The 16965-nt window shown below is 62.4% G+C and carries 14 protein-coding genes; 8 read left to right on the plus strand and 6 right to left on the minus strand.

Annotation, left to right across the window (positions count from 1 at the left end):
• The first annotated feature begins 15 nt into the window (after positions 1-15).
• The 3 genes from nudE (at position 16) to F3I62_RS03460 (ending at position 1922) form a co-directional block, all read left to right on the plus strand.
• Positions 16-582 (plus strand): ADP compounds hydrolase NudE, encoded by a 567-nt coding sequence (nudE, locus tag F3I62_RS03450; RefSeq protein WP_160488275.1) that lies wholly within the window; start codon positions 16-18, stop codon positions 580-582.
• A complete protein-coding gene (cysQ, locus tag F3I62_RS03455) occupies positions 579-1400 on the plus strand; it encodes a 3'(2'),5'-bisphosphate nucleotidase CysQ (protein ID WP_160488276.1) in 822 nt (273 codons plus the stop codon). Before nudE ends, cysQ begins: the two co-directional genes overlap by 4 nt.
• Before the next feature lie 72 nt (positions 1401-1472).
• Entirely contained in the window at positions 1473-1922 is a 450-nt protein-coding gene (locus F3I62_RS03460; protein WP_160488277.1) for a thioesterase domain-containing protein, read from the plus strand.
• Positions 1923-1974: 52 nt separating this feature from the next.
• Here F3I62_RS03460 and F3I62_RS03465 read toward each other — a convergent pair whose 3' ends face one another.
• From F3I62_RS03465 to F3I62_RS03475, 3 genes are all read right to left on the minus strand, one after another.
• On the minus strand, positions 1975-3858 hold the full coding sequence (locus F3I62_RS03465; RefSeq protein WP_160488278.1) for a beta-ketoacyl synthase: 1884 nt from the start codon (positions 3856-3858) through the stop codon (positions 1975-1977).
• A gap of 176 nt (positions 3859-4034) precedes the next feature.
• Positions 4035-5408, minus strand: a complete 1374-nt coding sequence (locus tag F3I62_RS03470; RefSeq protein WP_160488279.1) for a sigma-54 dependent transcriptional regulator — start codon at positions 5406-5408, stop codon at positions 4035-4037.
• The gene (locus F3I62_RS03475; RefSeq protein ID WP_160488280.1) at positions 5405-7213 is read right to left on the minus strand and encodes an ATP-binding protein; all 1809 of its coding nucleotides are present in this window, start codon (positions 7211-7213) and stop codon (positions 5405-5407) included. The genes F3I62_RS03470 and F3I62_RS03475 overlap by 4 nt, the downstream gene beginning before the upstream one ends.
• Before the next feature lie 499 nt (positions 7214-7712).
• On the opposite strand from F3I62_RS03475, the gene F3I62_RS03480 reads away from it, so the two are divergent.
• The 3 genes from F3I62_RS03480 to F3I62_RS03490 are packed head-to-tail and all read left to right on the plus strand — an operon-like array spanning position 7713 to position 10803.
• Positions 7713-8915: an integrase arm-type DNA-binding domain-containing protein gene (locus tag F3I62_RS03480; RefSeq protein WP_160488281.1), complete on the plus strand. Its 1203-nt coding sequence runs from the start codon at positions 7713-7715 to the stop codon at positions 8913-8915.
• Positions 8916-8972: 57 nt separating this feature from the next.
• Complete coding sequence (locus F3I62_RS03485) at positions 8973-9605, plus strand: ApaLI family restriction endonuclease (RefSeq protein WP_160488282.1); 633 nt, start codon at positions 8973-8975, stop codon at positions 9603-9605.
• On the plus strand, positions 9595-10803 hold the full coding sequence (locus F3I62_RS03490; RefSeq protein ID WP_160488283.1) for a site-specific DNA-methyltransferase: 1209 nt from the start codon (positions 9595-9597) through the stop codon (positions 10801-10803). The genes F3I62_RS03485 and F3I62_RS03490 overlap by 11 nt, the downstream gene beginning before the upstream one ends.
• A gap of 219 nt (positions 10804-11022) precedes the next feature.
• On the opposite strand, the gene F3I62_RS03495 is transcribed toward F3I62_RS03490, so the two are convergent.
• The 3 genes from F3I62_RS03495 to F3I62_RS03505 all read right to left on the minus strand — a co-directional run bounded on the left by F3I62_RS03495 (position 11023) and on the right by F3I62_RS03505 (position 13314).
• Positions 11023-11385: a hypothetical protein gene (locus F3I62_RS03495; RefSeq protein WP_160488284.1), complete on the minus strand. Its 363-nt coding sequence runs from the start codon at positions 11383-11385 to the stop codon at positions 11023-11025.
• A gap of 607 nt (positions 11386-11992) precedes the next feature.
• Positions 11993-12676 (minus strand): hypothetical protein, encoded by a 684-nt coding sequence (locus F3I62_RS03500; protein ID WP_160488285.1) that lies wholly within the window; start codon positions 12674-12676, stop codon positions 11993-11995.
• Between the two features lie 5 nt (positions 12677-12681).
• A complete protein-coding gene (locus F3I62_RS03505; protein ID WP_160488286.1) occupies positions 12682-13314 on the minus strand; it encodes a DUF5681 domain-containing protein in 633 nt (210 codons plus the stop codon).
• A 1179-nt stretch (positions 13315-14493) separates the two neighbouring features.
• On the opposite strand from F3I62_RS03505, the gene F3I62_RS03510 reads away from it, so the two are divergent.
• Complete coding sequence (locus F3I62_RS03510) at positions 14494-14685, plus strand: AlpA family transcriptional regulator (RefSeq protein ID WP_160488287.1); 192 nt, start codon at positions 14494-14496, stop codon at positions 14683-14685.
• 17 nt (positions 14686-14702) lie between these two features.
• Complete coding sequence (locus F3I62_RS03515) at positions 14703-16958, plus strand: DUF3987 domain-containing protein (RefSeq protein ID WP_160488288.1); 2256 nt, start codon at positions 14703-14705, stop codon at positions 16956-16958.
• Positions 16959-16965 lie beyond the last annotated feature (7 nt).

The following is a 16965-nucleotide window of genomic DNA, read 5'->3' on the forward strand; positions in this document are numbered from 1 at the left end:
TCAAGGAGTGATCCCATGCGTGAGAAACCCGTCGTGCTGGCCCGCGAGATCGTTGCGAGCAGCCGCCTGTTCCGCGTCGAGGAGCTGCAGCTGCGCTTCGCCAACGGCGCCCTGCGCACCTACGAGCGGCTGGTCGGCAAGGGCGCCGGTTACGGCGCGGTGATGGTGGTGGCGATGCTCGATGGCGAGCATGCGGTGCTGGTCGAGGAATACTGCGGCGGCACCGACGACTACCAGCTGTCGCTGCCCAAGGGGCTGATCGAACCGGGCGAAGACGTGCTCGAAGCGGCCAACCGCGAACTCAAGGAAGAGGCCGGCTTCGGTGCCCGCCAGCTGGAGTGGGTGGCCGAGCTGAGCCTGTCGCCGGGCTACATGAGCCAGAAGATCCAGGTTGTGCTGGCCCGTGACCTCTACGAAGAAAGCCTGCCGGGCGACGAGCCTGAGCCGCTGCGGGTCGACCAGATCGGCCTGCGCGAGCTGAGCAGCCTGGTGCAGCACCCGCAATTCACCGAGGGGCGTGCCCTGGCCGCCCTGTACCTGGTCCGTGACCTGTTGAGCCAACGTGGAGAGTTTCGCCTGTGAGCCATCCCTATCTGCCGGCGGTGATCGCCCTGGTGCAACGCGCGGGTCAGGCGATCCTGCCGCATTGGCGCAATGACGTGGCGGTGACCGAGAAGGCCGACGCCTCGCCGGTCACGGCCGCCGACCTGGCCGCCCACCATATCCTCGCCGACGGCCTGCTGGCGCTGGCGCCGCAGGTGCCGGTGCTGTCCGAGGAAGACAGCGATATCGCCTTCGCCGAGCGCGCCACCTGGCAGCGCTGGTGGCTGGTCGACCCGCTGGACGGCACCAAGGAGTTCATTTCCGGCAGCGAGGAGTTCACCGTCAACGTGGCGCTGATCGAGCGCGGCCGGGTGGTGTTCGGCGTGGTCGGCATCCCCGCCACCGGCCGCTGCTACTACGGCGGCGCCGGCCTGGGGGCGTGGCGCGCGGAGGCGAGTGGCGAACCGCAGGCGATCAGCGTGCGCGTGGCCCCGGCCGAGGCCTTTACCGTGGTCGCCAGCAAGCGCCACTCCAGCCCGGCCCAGGAACGCCTGCTGGAAGGCCTGAGCGAGCGTTTCGGCGACCTGCAGCTGGCCAGCGTCGGCAGCTCGCTGAAGTTCTGCCTGCTCGCCGAAGGCAGCGCCGACTGCTACCCGCGCCTGGCGCCGACCTCGCAGTGGGATACCGCGGCGGCCCAGGGCGTGCTGGAAGGCGCCGGCGGCGAGGTGCTCGATCTCAAGGGCGCGGCGCTGACCTACGAGGCGCGCGAAACCTATCTCAACCCGTCCTTCCTCAGCCTGCCGCAGGCCGCCGCCTGGCGCGCCGAACTGGTGCAGCTGGCCCGCGCCCTCGACTGAGGCGCGCTGCCGCCGCGCGGCGGCCCGGCTGACGGCAGGCTCTGGTTCACCGAACCCCGAGCGGAGCTGAAGATGAACGACGACCGTGCCTACCTGGAGCAACTGCTGCACCAGGACATCCCGCTGACCCAGGCCCTCGGCCTGGGCGTGTCCAGCTGGGATGGCAGCGAGCTGCGCCTGAGCCTGCCGCTGGCGGCCAACCTCAACCACAAGAGCAGCATGTTCGGCGGCAGCCTGTATTGCGGGGCCGTGCTGGCCGGCTGGGGCTGGCTGCATCTGCGCCTGCGCGAGGCCGGGGTGACGGATGGCCACATCGTCATCCAGCAGGGGCAGATCGACTATCGCGAGCCGGTGCTGGGCGACGCCCTGGCGGTGTGCGCCGCGCCGCCCGCTGCGCAGTGGGACAAGTTCCTCGCCCTCTACCAGCGCCGCGGCCTGGCGCGGCTCAGCCTGCATAGCCGCATTCTGGTCGACGGGGCCGAGGCGGTGCGTTTCAGCGGCCAGTACGTGCTGCACCGCTAGTTCGCACCCCTACACCCGGCGGGTCTATGGGGGCGCCCTCCGCCGACGGCGCTCAGAGCATGTCGCTGTAGCGTTCGTCCTTGCGGTACGGCAGCGGCTGGGCAAAGCCCGGCACGCGGATGCCCTCGGCGCTGAACTGCAGCTGCTGGTCGTCGATCAGGTCATGGCCGAAGTTGTAGAGGATGTCGAACTGGCCGAGCAGGGCCTGCCGGTCGTAGGCGGCGGCCGCGGCGCGGGTGTGTTCGCGCTTGGCCTGCCAGGCGCTGAACGCGGCCTCGCCATGCCGCTTGCGCAGCATGCGCTCGGCCACCTGCGGGCCCAGCAGGACGCCGGTGGCGTTGTTGCCGCCGAAGCCCTTGGAGTTGATGAAGCACACTTCCGGGTTGTCCAGCTGGCGGTCCTGGGTGTCCAGGCTGAGGTGCTGGCGGTGCACGTCGTCGGCCACCCGGTCGATGGTCTTCAGGCCGGGCAGGATGCCGTAGCGGAAGGTGCCGAGGGCGGCGATCAGCTGGTCGGCGCTAGCGCTGGCCAGGGAATGGCCGACGAAGGCCTTGGCCGCGGTGACTGGCCATTGCTCAATGGCGAAGGCGCCAGCCACGCGGTCGAGCAGTTCCGATTCGCTGACCCGGTTGGCCGGGGTGCTGGAGCCGTGGGCGTGGACGAAGCTGCGCAGGCGCACGCCGTCGCTGCCGACCAGCTGCGCGGCGCTGGCCACGGCCTTGGCCAGGGTCAGGTAGTTGCCGGGGCCGGGGGCGGAGATCGACTTCTTGAAACCGTCGGCATTGATGAACACGTCCGGCACTGCGCCGTGGATGTCGGCGCCCAGTTGCAGGGCCAGCGCGTCGTCCATCAACACGACGAACTGCGCCGACTCGGACAGGGTGAAGCCGCAGTTTTCGCCGAACGGGCGGCTGGCGCGGCGGAAGTCCACCTGCTCCTGGCCGCCGACCTTGCGCAGGCCCTCTTCGGTGGCCAGCGCGCCCATGGCGCCGTAGCCGTCGATGCATTCCTGGGTGATCGGCGCCTCGCTGTTGCCGACCAGAGCCACCCGCGCCTTGCCGCTGGCGATCTGCTCGATGGCCTTCTGCAGGTTGTAGAGGAAGGTGGCGCAGGCGCCGGTGACGCTGCCGGTGGTGCCGACGCTGCCCAGCACATAGGCGTTGATGAAGTCCGCCGGCATGCTGTTGAGGCCCAGCGGGCACTGCTTGGCGGTGACCCGGCCGCCCTTCAGGCGCGATTGCAGCATGCCGCCGAAGCCGTTGTCGTCGAGCTGGCTCATCAGGCTGCCGGCGAACACGGCGATCTCGTCGGGGCTGACCTGGTCGACGATCTGCTGCCAGGGCAGGCCGATCGAGCGCAGCGCATCGGTGGCGCCGGTCACCGCCAGTTGCAGGCCGCGCGGATGGAAGTGCGAGTGGTACAGCTCGCCCGGCTCGAAACCGCTGGGCAGCTGGCCGGCGGACTTCACCGCCAGGGCGCGGTAGCTGTCGACCTTGAAGTCGCAGCTGTCATGCAGGGTCACCCGCACCTGCTGCTCGTCCAGTTCCTCGATGCTCCAGTTGGCCGGCAGCGGTTCGGGCAGCTGCTTGCGTAGGGTGGTGAACTGGGCCTGGCTGACGTGCAGGTTCTTCTGCCAGTGGGCCGCGTCGACATCCAGGTGGCGCTTCTCGATGCGCCGCACCAGGGTGCCGGCGAGGATCGCCTCGGCGTGCTGCGCCTCGATCTCGGCCAGGCTCAGCGGGGCGCCGGCCAGGCTGTGGTACTGGCCGTCGATGACCTGCACCAGTTTCATCATCACGGCCAGGCCGGCCAGGGTCTGCTGGCGTGCGGCGGCGTCCAGGGTTTCCAGTACGGTGCGGCGGAAACCGTGGTGGAAGGAACTTCTGCCCGCGGCGTTGTAACCGCCGAAACCCACAATGACGGGTAGTCGAGACATCACTCGGAACTCCTGCAATCGACCTGTCGCACGGGCGGCCGGTGGGCGCGGAGTTGCCGATGGTTATGCGACGGCAACAGGCTCCACGGGCCATACGGCAATGCCGGGTGGCGACTCAAATGAATCGGGATACCTGAATGACGCAGGCGGTGACTGCCGAGTCACGCCGGGGGGCTTCAGTCAGTGTCTTCGGCAGCGCTGCCGGCGAAGTCCAGGCCGTGCTTGCGCAGCTTGTCGTGCAGGGTCTTGCGGGCGATGCCGAGGGCTTCGGCGAGGCTGCGCAGGGAGTTGTGCGGCTTGTGCATTTCCGCGCTGATCAGGGCGCGCTCGTAGGCTTCCACCTGCTCGCCGAGGCTCTGCCCGCTGCTGCCCGGCGTGCTGCCGCCCGGCTGCTCCAGGCCCAGCTCCAGGCCGATGGCGAAACGCTCGGCGGCATTCTGCAGTTCGCGCACGTTGCCCGGCCAGTTGTGCCCCAGCAGCAGGGCGCGCTGCCCGGCCTGCAGGCTGCGGGTGGGCAGGCCGTGGCGGCTGCTGGCGCCGTCGGCGTAGTGCTGGAACAGCAGCAGGATGTCCTCGCCGCGTTCGCGCAGCGGTGGGATGCGCAGCGGTGCGACGTTCAGCCGGTAGTAAAGGTCGGCGCGGAAGCGGCCCTGGTCGGCGGCCTGGCGCAGGTCTTCCTTGGTCGCGGCGATGACCCGGATATCCAGCGGGATCAGCTGGTTGCCGCCGAGGCGCTCGACCACCCGCTCCTGCAGCAGGCGCAGCAGCTTGACCTGCACGTCCGGGCTCATGCTCTCGATCTCGTCGAGGAACAGGGTGCCGCCGTTGGCGAACTCGAACTTGCCGATGCGGCGTTTCTGCGCGCCGGTGAAGGCGCCGGGCTCGTGGCCGAACAGCTCGCTCTCGACCACCGACTCGGCCAGGGCGCCGGCGTTGATGGCGACGAACGGCCCCTTCTTGCGCGCGGACAGGTCGTGCAGCGCGCGCGCCACCACTTCCTTGCCGGCGCCGGTCTCGCCGAGGATCAGTACATCGCTGTTGATCGCGGCCAGGGCGCCGACCTGCTCGCGCAGGCGCAGCATGGCCGGCGACTGGCCGAGCAGGCGCGCGCCGAGCTGGCTGCGGTCGGCCAGGGCCAGGCGCAGGCTGCGGTTGTCCAGCACCAGGCGGCGCACATCGAGGGCGCGGCGCACGCTGTCGAGCAGCGCCTCGCTGGCGAAGGGTTTTTCCAGGAAGTCGTAGGCCCCGGCGCGCATGGCCTGTACCGCCAGGGGCACGTCGCCGTGGCCGGTGATCAGCAGCACCGGCAGTTCGCCGTCCTGTGCATGCAGCTGCTGCAGCAACTGCAGGCCGTCGATACCGGGCATGCGGATATCGCTGACCACCACGCCGGGCCAGTCGGCCGGGATGCGCTGCGCCACGCCCTGGGCGTCGGCCAGGGTTTCCACGCGAAAGCCCGCCAGGTCGAGGGTCTGGCTGAGGGCCTGGCGCAGGTGGGCATCGTCGTCGATCAGCAGGACCTGGATGCGGCTGTCGATGGCTCGGCTCATGAAAACTCCTCGGGTGACTCAGGGTTGGCGCCGGGGGTGGCATGGCGCAGCTGCAGGGTGATCAGCGCGCCACCGTCGGGGTGGTTGGCCAGCAGCAGCTCGCCGCCCAGGGCGCGCATCAGCGTCTCGCAGATGGCCAGGCCGAGGCCGAGGCCCTGGGTGCTGGTCTTGGTGGTGAAGAAGGGTTCGCGGGCATGCTCCAGGGCCTGGGCGGAAAACCCCGGGCCGTTGTCGCGCAGGACCAGGTTGACGCCAGCCGGCGTGCTTGCGGCACTCAGCCACAGGCGCCGTGGCGGGGCCTTCTCGCTGAGCGCGTCGAAGGCGTTGGCCAGCAGGTTGCCGAGCACCTGGCGCAGGCGGGTTTCGCCGGCCTGCACCCACAGGGTGGCTTCCGGCAGGTCGCGGATCAGCTCCACCTCCAGCGCCCGCCGGCGCTTGGCCAGCAGGGCCAGGGCGTCGTCCAGGGCCGGCTGCAGGGCCACGCTTTCCGGGGCGTGGCGGTCGCGCCGGGCGAAGGCACGCAAATGCGCGATGATCGAGGCCATGCGCCCGGTCAGCTCGCTGATCTGCCGCAAGTTGCCGCGGGCGTCGTCGAGGCGCTGGTGGTCGAGCAGTACGCCGGCGTTGTCGGCATAGCTGCGGATCGCCGCCAGCGGCTGGTTGAGCTCGTGGCTGATGCTCGCGCTCATGGTCCCCAGCGCCGTCAGCTTGCCGGCCTGGACCAGTTCGTCCTGGGTGCGCAGCAGCTCCTGCTGGGCCTGCTCGCGCTCCAGCACTTCGTCCTTGAGGCGGTTGTTGAGGGTTTCCAGCTCACGGGTGCGCTCCAGCACACGGATCTCCAGCTCGCGCTTGGCGCGGGCGTCCAGGGCGATGCGCTCGATGTAATGGCGGCGGCGCTGCAGCAACAGGCCGAGCAGGGCCAGCAGGGCCAGCAGGCTGGCGCCGCCGATGGCCAGCACGGTTCGCACCGGGCGCTCGACCTGGCCGCGCGGGGCGAGGATGCTCACCGTCCAGCCGGTTTCGGCCAGCTCGCGGCTCTGCATCAGCCAGGCCTTCGGGTCCAGCTGCAGCGGTTGTGGCTGCTGGGTCGGGTAGGGTTGTTCGGCGGCGATGCGTGCCAGTTCCTGGGCGCTCAGCGGGCGGCTGGCGCGGAAGCGCCAGGCCGGATTGGAGGTGAGGATGACCACGCCGTTGCTGTCGGTCACCAGCAGCTGCTCGGGGGTCCGGCCCCACAGGCGCTCGGTGTAGTCGAGGTCGACCTTGAGCACCAGCACGCCGAGGCGTCTTTCGCCCTCGCGCACCCCGGCGGCGAAGTAGTAGCCGCGCTTGCCCGAGGTGGTGCCGAGGCCGAAGAAACGCCCCAGGCGCCCCTCGCTGGCGGCGCGGTAATAGGGGCGGAAGGTGAAGTCGCGGCCGATGAAGCTGTCGGCCTGGTCGTGGTTGGAGGCGGCGCGGGTCACCCCCCGGGCGTCCAGCAGGTAGATCACGTCGGCACCGGTCTGCTCGCGCACGCGCTTGAGCAGCAGGTTGGCCTTGTCCAGCGCGGCGCTGTCGTCTGGCTCCAGCAGCACACCGCGCAGGTCCGGCAGGTCGCCGAGCACCGGCGGCAGCACCTCGAAGCGGCGCAGGGTGCCGAGCAGGTTGGCCACGTACAGGTCGAGGGTCTGGCGATTCTGCTCGATCAGCTCGTCGCGGTAGTAGCGTTCGGCCAGCTGCTGCAGCGGCCAGAGCAGAGGCGCCAGGAGCAAGGCCAGCAGGGCCAGGCTGCGCCAACGCGGGCGGCGGGGTGTCGGGGTCGGAGTCATGCTGCTCTGCGCCTTGGGTTCGCCGCCATTATGCCCCCAGGGCGGCCGGCTTGGTCATGGGCGCAATCTGGATGAGCCCAAACAGAGCGGGCGTATCAGGGGGGGGGGGCGTAAATGACGAGTGTGGCGTCGGTTGGCTATTCGGGCATGTGGGAAAGGTTATTTCCACCCGATCCCAACGGGGAGCAACGCTGCCAAGCCCCTTCTCAACGGGGCGCAGAACGGGGCGCAGATTCGCCAAAAACGACAAAGGCCCGCATCGCTGCGAGCCTTTGTCATTGATCTATATGGTGCCGGCACCAGGAGTCGAACCCGGGACCTACTGATTACAAGTTCCGGACAGTTATTTCTCAAACGCTCTCAATAACTATATAGACCATACATAACTAATTGATTTCACGAGACATTTTAACCCACCAATACTATCTTGGGGTTTCACTGGGACTCGTTAAATAACACCCCAGATTTCACCCCCAAATACACCCCAAGGAAGTATTAAATGCCCAGCATTAGATTGACCGCTATTGCGGTCGAGCGGCTAACCGCACCCGAAAAAGGCCGCAAAGACATATATGACGCAGAAGTTCCAGGACTGGTACTTCGCATATCTTCAACCGGAGTTAAAAGCTGGAGCTTCACTTATCGCGTAAAGGGTCAACCCCGCCGCCTAACCCTGGGAGCGCACCCTGGCGTGTCCTTGAAGCTGGCCCGCGACCGTGCACGAGAGGCCCGTGCAGCCATCCAGCGTGGTGAAGACCCCGTGGAGGACCGGAAAGAAGCCGAGCGTGAGCGGCAACTAAATGGCTTCACATCCTGCGCCCGTGAGTTTGTGGAGAGGTATGCCAAACCCCGCCAACGCACGTGGAAGGAGACACAGCGAATTCTAGAGAAGCTGGCGATCCCGGTATGGGGTGATAAGCCGGTGAAGGAGATACGGCGGCGGGATGTAGTCGAGCTGCTGGACAACGTAGCCGTGAAAACCCCACACCAGGCAAACCGCCTTCGTGCCTACCTGTCGCGCCTGTTCAAATGGCTAATTGAACGCGAGGTAGTGGAAGTCAGCCCCATCATCGGCGTAGCTCCTCGCATCAAACCTGTTGCCCGAAGCCGCATCCTATCTGATGCCGAACTGGTCGCCCTGTGGAAAGCTACGGGCAGGCTGGGCGGGGTTTTTGGTGCAGCCACCCGATTCCTGATGACCACAGGGGTTCGCCGGAACGAGGCATCCTTCCTGCGTTGGGATGAGCTGGACGGCACCTGGGCCGCTATGCCGGCATCGCGCATGAAGGGTGGCCGGGACTTCCGTGCTGCCCTGTCACCGGCCGCACTTGCCATCCTCGACGGAATGCCCCGCTTTGCAGGTTGCCCCTACGTCTTCACCACGAACGGGCGCACTCCGATTTCCGGCTGGGGCAAAGCGAAGGTGAGGCTGGACGAGTACATGAGTACAGAGCTGGGCGAGTCGGTTGGCGACTGGCGTTTACACGACCTACGCCGCACCCTCGCCAGTGGCCTAGCAGGGCTGGGTACTCGGTCGGAAGTCATCAAGCGGGTGCTGGGCCATGCGGCCAGCTCCAGCGACGTGACGGCTGTGCACTACGTATGGCACGGCTACGACGCCGAGGCCCTGGCTGCTGTGCAGGCATGGGGAGATCACATCAATGAGCTGGTAAGTGGCGCGGGCGCTAGAGCAAAACTCTAGACAGCAAAATAGCTGATGACTATGCTCCCAGGCTTTACCAAGAACCTGGGGGAAAGCATGAGCATTGAAAAAAAAATTCGAGATCTGGCGGCGAAGTACGCAGGCGGCCTTGACGAGGTGGTTAAGGCGCGAGTCGAGGAAATGAAGGAAGACGATACTTCACATTATCTTCTTTATGCTGCCCTTGGCGTATCTCATGAAGAAGGCGAGCTGATTGATGTTTATCAGAACAAGGGGCGGTTTCTCTACAAATATGCAGGCTCATTCCTTGAGGACGCCGCGAAGATTTGTATCGCCAGCAGGTATCCTAATGCTCGCACCACTCGAATCCCCAACACCCTGGGTGACAGGCCGAAAACATTTGAAATCGACATGCTTGTCGAAGGTGTCGCTGCTATTGAGGTTAAATGGCGTGACGCAACGACAGATGGCGACCACATTAACAAAGAACACACGCGATTAAAGTGCATCGCCGGTGCAGGGCATAAACCCGTCCGAGTTATGTTCTACGAGCCAAATAGACTTCAAGCCAAGAAAATACAACTTAAGCTGGCGACTACTTACTTGGCAGAAGGCGGTGAGTATCATGCGGGTGAAAATGCCTGGCAATGGGTCAGAGACTTCACTGGTATCGACCTGTACGGAATTCTTCAAAAGATGGATCAAGAGGTAGAAGAGGGTGCAAAATAATTTAGTCCATCTCGGTGATTGCCTAGAGGTGCTCGATCACATAGAGGATGCGAGCATCGACCTAATATATCTTGATCCGCCATTTTTCACACAGAAAATACAGCGACTCTCAGATAGAAGCGGCTCCTATAGTTTTAGCTTTGGCGACATTTGGTCGGGAAAGGAAGAATACGCCTCTTACATGTTTGATCGAATAGTCAAGCTAAAAAAGAAGCTAAAACCGACCGGCTCGATCTTCTTTCATTGCGACAAATCGGCATCGCACTTGGTTAGACTGATGCTTGATTACGTTTTTGGGGAAAGCTGCTTTCGATCAGAGATAATCTGGTTCTTTCGGCGCTGGTCAAATTCAAAGAATGGCCTACTGCCAAGTCATCAAAATATCTTTTGGTATTCGGCAGGCGAAAACTACAAGTTCAACAAAATTTTTGGCGACTACTCATCTTCAACCAATGTAGATCAACTGATGCAACGACGCGTCAGGGATGAACGTGGCAAGGCCGTTTATGACAGAGATGAAGAGGGGGCAGTTATATCGAATGGCGCGAAGCAAGGTGTTCCCTTGTCTGATGTTTGGGAGATTCCATACCTAAATCCAAAGGCCAAAGAGCGAACAGGATACCCCACACAAAAACCGGTTTTGCTTTTAGAGCGCATTATCGAAATTTGCACATCAAAGGGAGATGTTGTTTTAGACCCTTTCTGCGGCAGCGGTACAACCCTGGTCGCCGCAAAACTTCTTGGCAGAGCATATATTGGAATTGATCAGTCCGAAGATGCAATCGCTTTGACCAAGAAGCGGCTTGACAGTCCAGTCAAAACAGAGTCAAGGCTGCTTGAGGCAGGTAGAAATAGCTATGAAAAACACGATCAATATGCCGCAACGATTCTTAAGGGATTGGACTATATCCCCGTACAAAGAAACAAAGGTATTGATGGCGTCTTGAAGGCAACCTCAGACGGCTTGCCCGTTTTTGTTCGAGTCCAACGTGCTAACGAGACGGTAATTGATGCTGTAGCGGCCATACGGCGTGCAGCAAAGAACAAAGGGGGATGCAAGTTGATCGTCGCTTGTACTCATCCGGATATTTTCTTCAAACAGCGATTCGTCGATGGGGTTGCTTTGCTGCCAACACTAGGCGAGGCAGTGAATTCGTTATTGGCAGAGCAAACGGAAGACTGGGGTACGGCAAAATAACTTGGGGCACTGAGCCAACACCCCGCCTCAGCCCTCTGTAACCGCACTATACCAGGCGAAAGGGCCCTGGCCGTTTTACCCTATAGTCCCGGCCCTTGGCCCCCTAAAATCGCGGTTACGAAGGCCAAGGCCACCCCCAGCCGTACCCCGCCAGAACGAAAGAACGCCCACCCCCTTGCCGGGACTGGGCGTTTGCGTTGTTGACTCGATGATTAGGAATCAGGCGTCCTGCTTTTGCCCCAGCTCTTTACGGCTCTTGTGCCACTTCTGGTACTGGGTGCGGGCAGTGTAGAAGGCGATGCCCTGGCGTTCACACTCGGCGATGACGTCCTTACGGCGGGCTTCCGGCATCGAATCAGCGATTCCCCATACACGCTTCACAGGGCTTTCGACGGTGCTGGAGGCGTTGCGGGGTTTGGCCACAGGGGCGGGGGCTTCCTCGGCGGCCGCACCTGCGCCGGTGGCCTCGACTGCTACGGGCGCAAACCCGTACTGCCCATCCTGCTCGATGACTTCGTACTGCTCCAAGCCTGCTTGCTTGGCGGCACGATTGGCGTTGGCTTTGGTGGCGTATAGCTTCATGGTGATCCCCTTCTGGTTGGCATCAGGGGCTACCCCCTGCTCGATGAGTCCAATATCAAGCAAGGGGGAGGCTATGGCTCCGACTAAGTAGCTACCAGCGGGGCAAGAACACAACAGCGGTCAGCCCCAGATCGAGGCCAGGTTCTTCGCGGTCCAACGCCGCTTGCAGCGTTTCCGCTGGGTCAGTCAGGTTGATTAGCCGGATGCCTGGGAAGCGACCATCCTCCACCATCCAGACGATGTGCCCCAGCCGAAAGGGCATGTGGTCCTGGCTGGCCGGTGCCTCCGTGTCGATGGCTGGAAGGCTGGCCGGTGCCTGGGACTCCAATATCCACAGGGGTAGGGCTCCGGTTGCAAAGGCCGGTGCGGGCGCTTGGTCGAGGGCCTGCGGGACGAGGACTGCATACGGGCCGACTTCGGCATCCCCTCCGAGCGGGGTTTTACGGGGAGCACTGCTGGCCCTGATCCAGTCTGCCAGGGCGGTAAGGGCCTGCTGTGGGGGCATCATCTTGGGCCTCCGAATCTTTAATCAGTTGGCGAACGGGCAAATAGCCAGGGATTTCAAAGCCTGCCGGTTTGCCCGCCCGCCTGGGGGTGTCTGGAGGGGTTAGATTTCGACCCGTTTGCTGGCCTGGGCTGCCATCTCGGGGTTGTAGAAGCTGACAGACACCTTGCGGATAGCTTTGGCGTACTTGTCCGCTAGCTTGGCAAGGCCGACGCTATTGCTCAGATCGGCGTAAAGGTCCGGCCTCCGAGACTGAAGGGCATCGATCCGCAGCGACTCGTGAACACTCGGGACCAGCCCGACGAGGAACGAAGGCGAGTGCCACAGGACGGCGGCAACGTCATCGTTATCCTGCATCGCCTGCCGTATGGCCTCCATCCCCTTGGTGGATTTGGCCTGCTCACGAACCCAGCCACGGATCTCACTTTGCAGACCGTGACGCTCGCTACGCGGGCCAAGGTGAAAGTCGGCCTGAGACAGTGCCACGCTTTTCAGCTTCTCCGACTGGGTTTCCAGTGCGGCCTTCGACCTCTCCAGATGGTTCATCACCTTGTCGGCAAGCTGCTTGGCAGCAGCGTGCTTCTGCACATCGGTTCGGGTCGGGTCCTTTACCAGGGCAGCAACCTTCTTGGCTGCATCCTTCAAAACCATGCGAGACGACTGCACATCAGGGCCGACATGGGCATCAATTGCACTGGGATCACCCAGCATGGCGGACAGCCCAGAATCCAGGTGTGCCAGATCAAGGAATTGGATGGCTTCGGGCGAACTAACGAGGTATTCCATGATGCTTACTCCTTAACAGTGGTCTTGAGGTTGTTCTGTGCGCCAATGGCGGCGTTTTCCCAGTCGTCGAGGGAACCACCGAGGGGGACGATCATTACGCCGCCAGGTATTGCACCGGAGTCGGTGGCCTTCTTGATGGCTTGCATCTGTTGCTGACGCATGTCGGAGAGGATTTGTGTAGCGGCCACACGGGCGGCACTTTCGACCATGCTCACCACATCCCGCCCCTCCTCCGGCGTCACGTGCCCATCTAGGACGGCGCGAAGCAGGGTTTCGACGGGGTTCTCGCCCTCCTTGCGTTCCAGCTTGGGAAGGGGGCGGCCTTTGCGTGTGGGGATGATCCGGTCGATGCAAATTTTGAGAGCAGTGGTATCACCAGACATGGCTAGGTCAATGGCCTTACGGGTCAGCTTCTCGCCTTCACCTTCCAGCAGTTCCTCGCAGGCAATCGTGACTTTGTTACGACTACCTTTCGGTCGACCACCGCCACCGGCATTGCCAGGAAGAAACCTGCCGCTCTTCGGGTCTTGAATCTTTCCGCTGGGGCTCCGTATTGGCTCACTCGGCATGGCCACAGGTTCAGCCTGTTTTTCCTGGGTCAACTTCTCCGGTTTCAACTTACAAGGGGGCATTTTCATATTTGCGCTACCGTTTAAAACTATAGGGTTGCGCCAATTGTCCCCAGTTAAAAATTGAAGGGCTCCCACTTTTTTGAAGCTGTACAGGCAAAATAAAGGGCCTCACAAGACGAATCTAAATGAGGCCCTTCATGGGTTGCACTATTCACCGGCTTCTCAGAGGGGACGGCTCTTTGATAGCAGGCAGAACGATATTATGGCGGAGCGTACTTGCTGGCTCGAAGAATTTAGAAGCAGTTAGCGCACAAGCAAGGGCATACAACCGGGCCGGGGCCATACTGGCCGAGGCGGGCCTTACCCTGGCCCTGTAACCACCGCCGTTCCGCGCTGTAGGGGGTTGCCTTGCGCGTTTTGGTGGTAGGGGTGGGGGTTGGTACGGGTTGGGGTTGTATCCCCTTTAAAACGCTTGCCGCAAGTGGGGGTATTTACCCCTCCAGATACCCCGAAAACCAGACCATAAAGACAAGTCATTGATTTTACTGAGTAATCTATGACAAACCATCGAACTCTATATTCAACGACCCTTTATCTTGTGATGTCCACAGGAGCATTCCTTAACCGCTGCCGGTTCCCCTGGGGCAATTGTCCGGCGTTGGTGGCACTGCTGAACGCCCTCCTCCCCATCGGCTTGCCGGCTTGGTCCTGTAAATAGTCCGATTCTAGCTGGAGAGCTTCTCAAGAGAGCAGTTTTTAACCTCCCCCCCTTACCCCCCCTAATCACCCCCCTACTCCAAACAACCTGAAACCCAGTAAATACAAGGGTTCCATACATATAAGGGGGGCAGGGGGTTAAGGGGTGTAAGTATTGGGTATTGTTTTTTAATCTAATCTTTTTCTGTGTGTCCCTGTTTTTACCCCCCTTGCCCCCCTGCCTCCCAAACCACCCTGAAGGCCCCGTGTTTACTGGGTTTCAAGGTGGGTGGCACCCCGCCCCCTGGGTACCACCCCCTTTGGTTTGGCTCGCCCCGGCATGATGGAGCAGCCTCCTCCTGTGGACATATCCAAGACGAAGAAAGGTCTGCCCCCACCCCAGGTGCGCAAAAAACAACCAAAGAGGATCAAAAAATCACTTTGGTTCTCCCCCGCTCTCATGGGATAGTTTTGGGGTGCGCATGTACATCAGTAGGGCGGTGCCCGGAAACCTTAGCGCACACATCCAACCGTTTCCGGAGAGCTGCCATGCAGAACACGATCCTGCGCGCCAATGATATTGTCGCCATCCTCAACATAGCCAAGCCCACCTTCTACCGCTGGGTCAAAGAAGGCATCTGCCCCGCTGGCTTCAAGTACGGCCCGAACACTACCGGCTGGCCTCGTGAGGTCGTCGAGCAGTGGCTGGCTGAAAAAGCCGCCAAGTCCTCCGCACAGTAACCGGCTGGGGACGGCTCATGAGAAACAACATTCCGCTGGAGCTGCAACAGCTCCCGCAGTGGGTTTGCGCGGGCGCAGACAAGCAACCACTGAACCCGAAGACCGGCAAACCGGCTTCTGTCTCCGACATATCCACATGGGCAACCTATGAGGAGGCCTGCGCGGCAGGCTTCCCGCATGTGGGCTTCGTGCTTACCGAAGCTGACCCGTACACGATCATCGACCTTGACAACAAGCCGGAGAAGCCCTGCACTCCGGAGCAGTGGGCACGCCACCAGAAAATCCTCGAGGCGTTTGACAGCTACACCGAACGCAGCACCAGTGGCACGGGCTACCACATTGTTGTGAAGGGCACCATCCCTGCCGGCGTACACCGGGACAACGTGGAGGTCTACTCCCAGTCTCGGTATATGATCTGCACCGGAGACGTGGTGCGTAATAGCCCCATCAACGACCACCAGCCGCTACTGGATGTCATCTACGGCGAGATGAAGCCGGATGAGATGGCTGAACTGGTGGAAGTGGAAAGCGTTCTCGACGATGATGAAGTCCTCGCGATGGCTATGCGGGCCGCCAACGCCGAGAAGTTCAATGCCCTGTGTGCCTGCACCAGTTCCAGCGGCAACGGGGAAAGGAAGGTTCACGGCACCTACACCGAACTCGGCTATGAAAGCCAGTCCGAGGCAGACTTTGCCCTGCTGTCCATCCTGGCCTACTACACCACCGACAATGAACAGGTGCGCCGGCTGTTCCGGATGTCGGGGCTGGGCAAGCGGGACAAGGCGGTCAACGATAACAAGTACCTGAACCGGGCGCTGTCCAAGATTCGGGCAAAGCAGCCCCCACTTGTGGATCAGCTGGAAGTTGAAGCGCTGGTGGCTAAGGCGGTAGCCACCCACCACAAAACCAACCCCGTTCCCGTACCTGGCAACGCCGAGGCGAGCCCTATCGTACCGGGCGTGTCCCTACCCCCTGGCCTAGTTGGGGATATTGCCCAGTACATTTTTCAAAGTGCGATCCGCCCTGTGCCAGAGGTGGCACTCGTTGCCGCACTAGGTCTGGTCGCAGGTATCAGCTCGCGTAGCTACAACGTGAGCCAGACGGGGCTGAACCTGTATCTGATCCTTCTGGGGAAGACCGGCGTTGGCAAGGAAGGTGGGAAGCAGGGCATTAACCGCCTGATCGCCGCGGTGCGCCCGCAAGTGCCAATGGTGGACCAGTATGTCGGCCCAAGTGCGTTCGCATCCGGGCAAGCCTTGGTGAAGCACTTCAACGAACAACCATGCTTCTACTCGGTACTGGATGAGTTCGGACACACCCTCAAGCGCATCACCGCGCCAAAGGCCTCCGGGGCAGAGTTGGCTCTTCACAAGGAGCTGCTGGCCCTCTACTCGCATAGCGGCCCGGAAGACTTTATTGGTGTGCAAGCGCACAGCGACAAGGAGAAGAACACCGCCGTCGTTCGCTCCCCTGGCCTAACGATCATCGGAGAGTCGACACCGGATGTTTTCTTCGACTGCCTAGACAGCGCCTTGATTCAGGATGGGCTGGTCCCCCGCCTGCTGGTTGTCGAGTACGCCGGGGGCCGCCCACCACGCAACCGCCAGGCTGGCGGCAAACCCGCGGCGACGCTGGTTAAGCGACTCGTTGACCTTGTCACTGTAGCCATCCAGACCGGGCAAAACGGCCGCTCCGCGACTGTGGAGCTATCTGCGGACGCTGAGGACATGCTGGATGCCTTCGACAGCGAGTGTGATGACCACATCAACAGAGGGGGCTCCACCGAAGTCCAGTTGTGGAACCGAGCGCATCTCAACGCCTTGAGGGTAGCGGCGGTTCTGGCTGTTGGCAGCAGTCCGCATACCCCTGTGGTTAACACCGAGCATGCCCGCTGGGCCATCGACTTCGTACGCCGCAGCCTGAGCACAGTGCAATCACGGTTTGATCGAGGTGAGGCTGGTGGCAGCGATATGAGCAAGGCAGAAGCTGTACTCCACAAGGCCGTCCAAGCCTTCCTCACCATGACACCCGAGGAGCGGGCGAAGAAGCACCTGGGCATTCCGGCAAAGATGCGTGAGGGGTTAGCGATCCCCCATGACTTTTTGCGCCGTAGAGCGCGGGACGTGCAGCCCTTCAAAGGCAATCCGCGCCTGCTGGGGGAAATCCTGGTCGATATGGTCAAGGCCGAGGTTCTAACCAAGGTCCCCCCGCAACAGGCGCTTGAGCAGTACGGCAGCAAGGGCGACTGCTATGTCGTCGGTCCGAACTTCTAATCCAGGA

It is taken from the genome of Pseudomonas sp. R-28-1W-6 (assembly GCF_009799925.1).
Taxonomy (GTDB): Bacteria; Pseudomonadota; Gammaproteobacteria; order Pseudomonadales; family Pseudomonadaceae; genus Aquipseudomonas.

Excerpts from the sequence above, each read along its gene's own strand:
- F3I62_RS03460 (WP_160488277.1), top strand. The coding sequence starts at position 1,473 with ATGAACGACGACCGTGCCTACCTGGAGCAACTGCTGCACCAGGACATC.
- F3I62_RS03515 (WP_160488288.1), top strand. The coding sequence starts at position 14,703 with ATGAGAAACAACATTCCGCTGGAGCTGCAACAGCTCCCGCAGTGGGTT.
- F3I62_RS03480 (WP_160488281.1), top strand. The coding sequence starts at position 7,713 with ATGCCCAGCATTAGATTGACCGCTATTGCGGTCGAGCGGCTAACCGCA.
- F3I62_RS03510 (WP_160488287.1), top strand. The coding sequence starts at position 14,494 with ATGCAGAACACGATCCTGCGCGCCAATGATATTGTCGCCATCCTCAAC.
- F3I62_RS03500 (WP_160488285.1), bottom strand. The coding sequence starts at position 12,676 with ATGGAATACCTCGTTAGTTCGCCCGAAGCCATCCAATTCCTTGATCTG.
- F3I62_RS03475 (WP_160488280.1), bottom strand. The coding sequence starts at position 7,213 with ATGACTCCGACCCCGACACCCCGCCGCCCGCGTTGGCGCAGCCTGGCC.
- nudE (WP_160488275.1), top strand. The coding sequence starts at position 16 with ATGCGTGAGAAACCCGTCGTGCTGGCCCGCGAGATCGTTGCGAGCAGC.
- F3I62_RS03505 (WP_160488286.1), bottom strand. The coding sequence starts at position 13,314 with ATGAAAATGCCCCCTTGTAAGTTGAAACCGGAGAAGTTGACCCAGGAA.
- F3I62_RS03470 (WP_160488279.1), bottom strand. The coding sequence starts at position 5,408 with ATGAGCCGAGCCATCGACAGCCGCATCCAGGTCCTGCTGATCGACGAC.
- F3I62_RS03465 (WP_160488278.1), bottom strand. The coding sequence starts at position 3,858 with ATGTCTCGACTACCCGTCATTGTGGGTTTCGGCGGTTACAACGCCGCG.
- F3I62_RS03495 (WP_160488284.1), bottom strand. The coding sequence starts at position 11,385 with ATGAAGCTATACGCCACCAAAGCCAACGCCAATCGTGCCGCCAAGCAA.
- F3I62_RS03485 (WP_160488282.1), top strand. The coding sequence starts at position 8,973 with ATGAGCATTGAAAAAAAAATTCGAGATCTGGCGGCGAAGTACGCAGGC.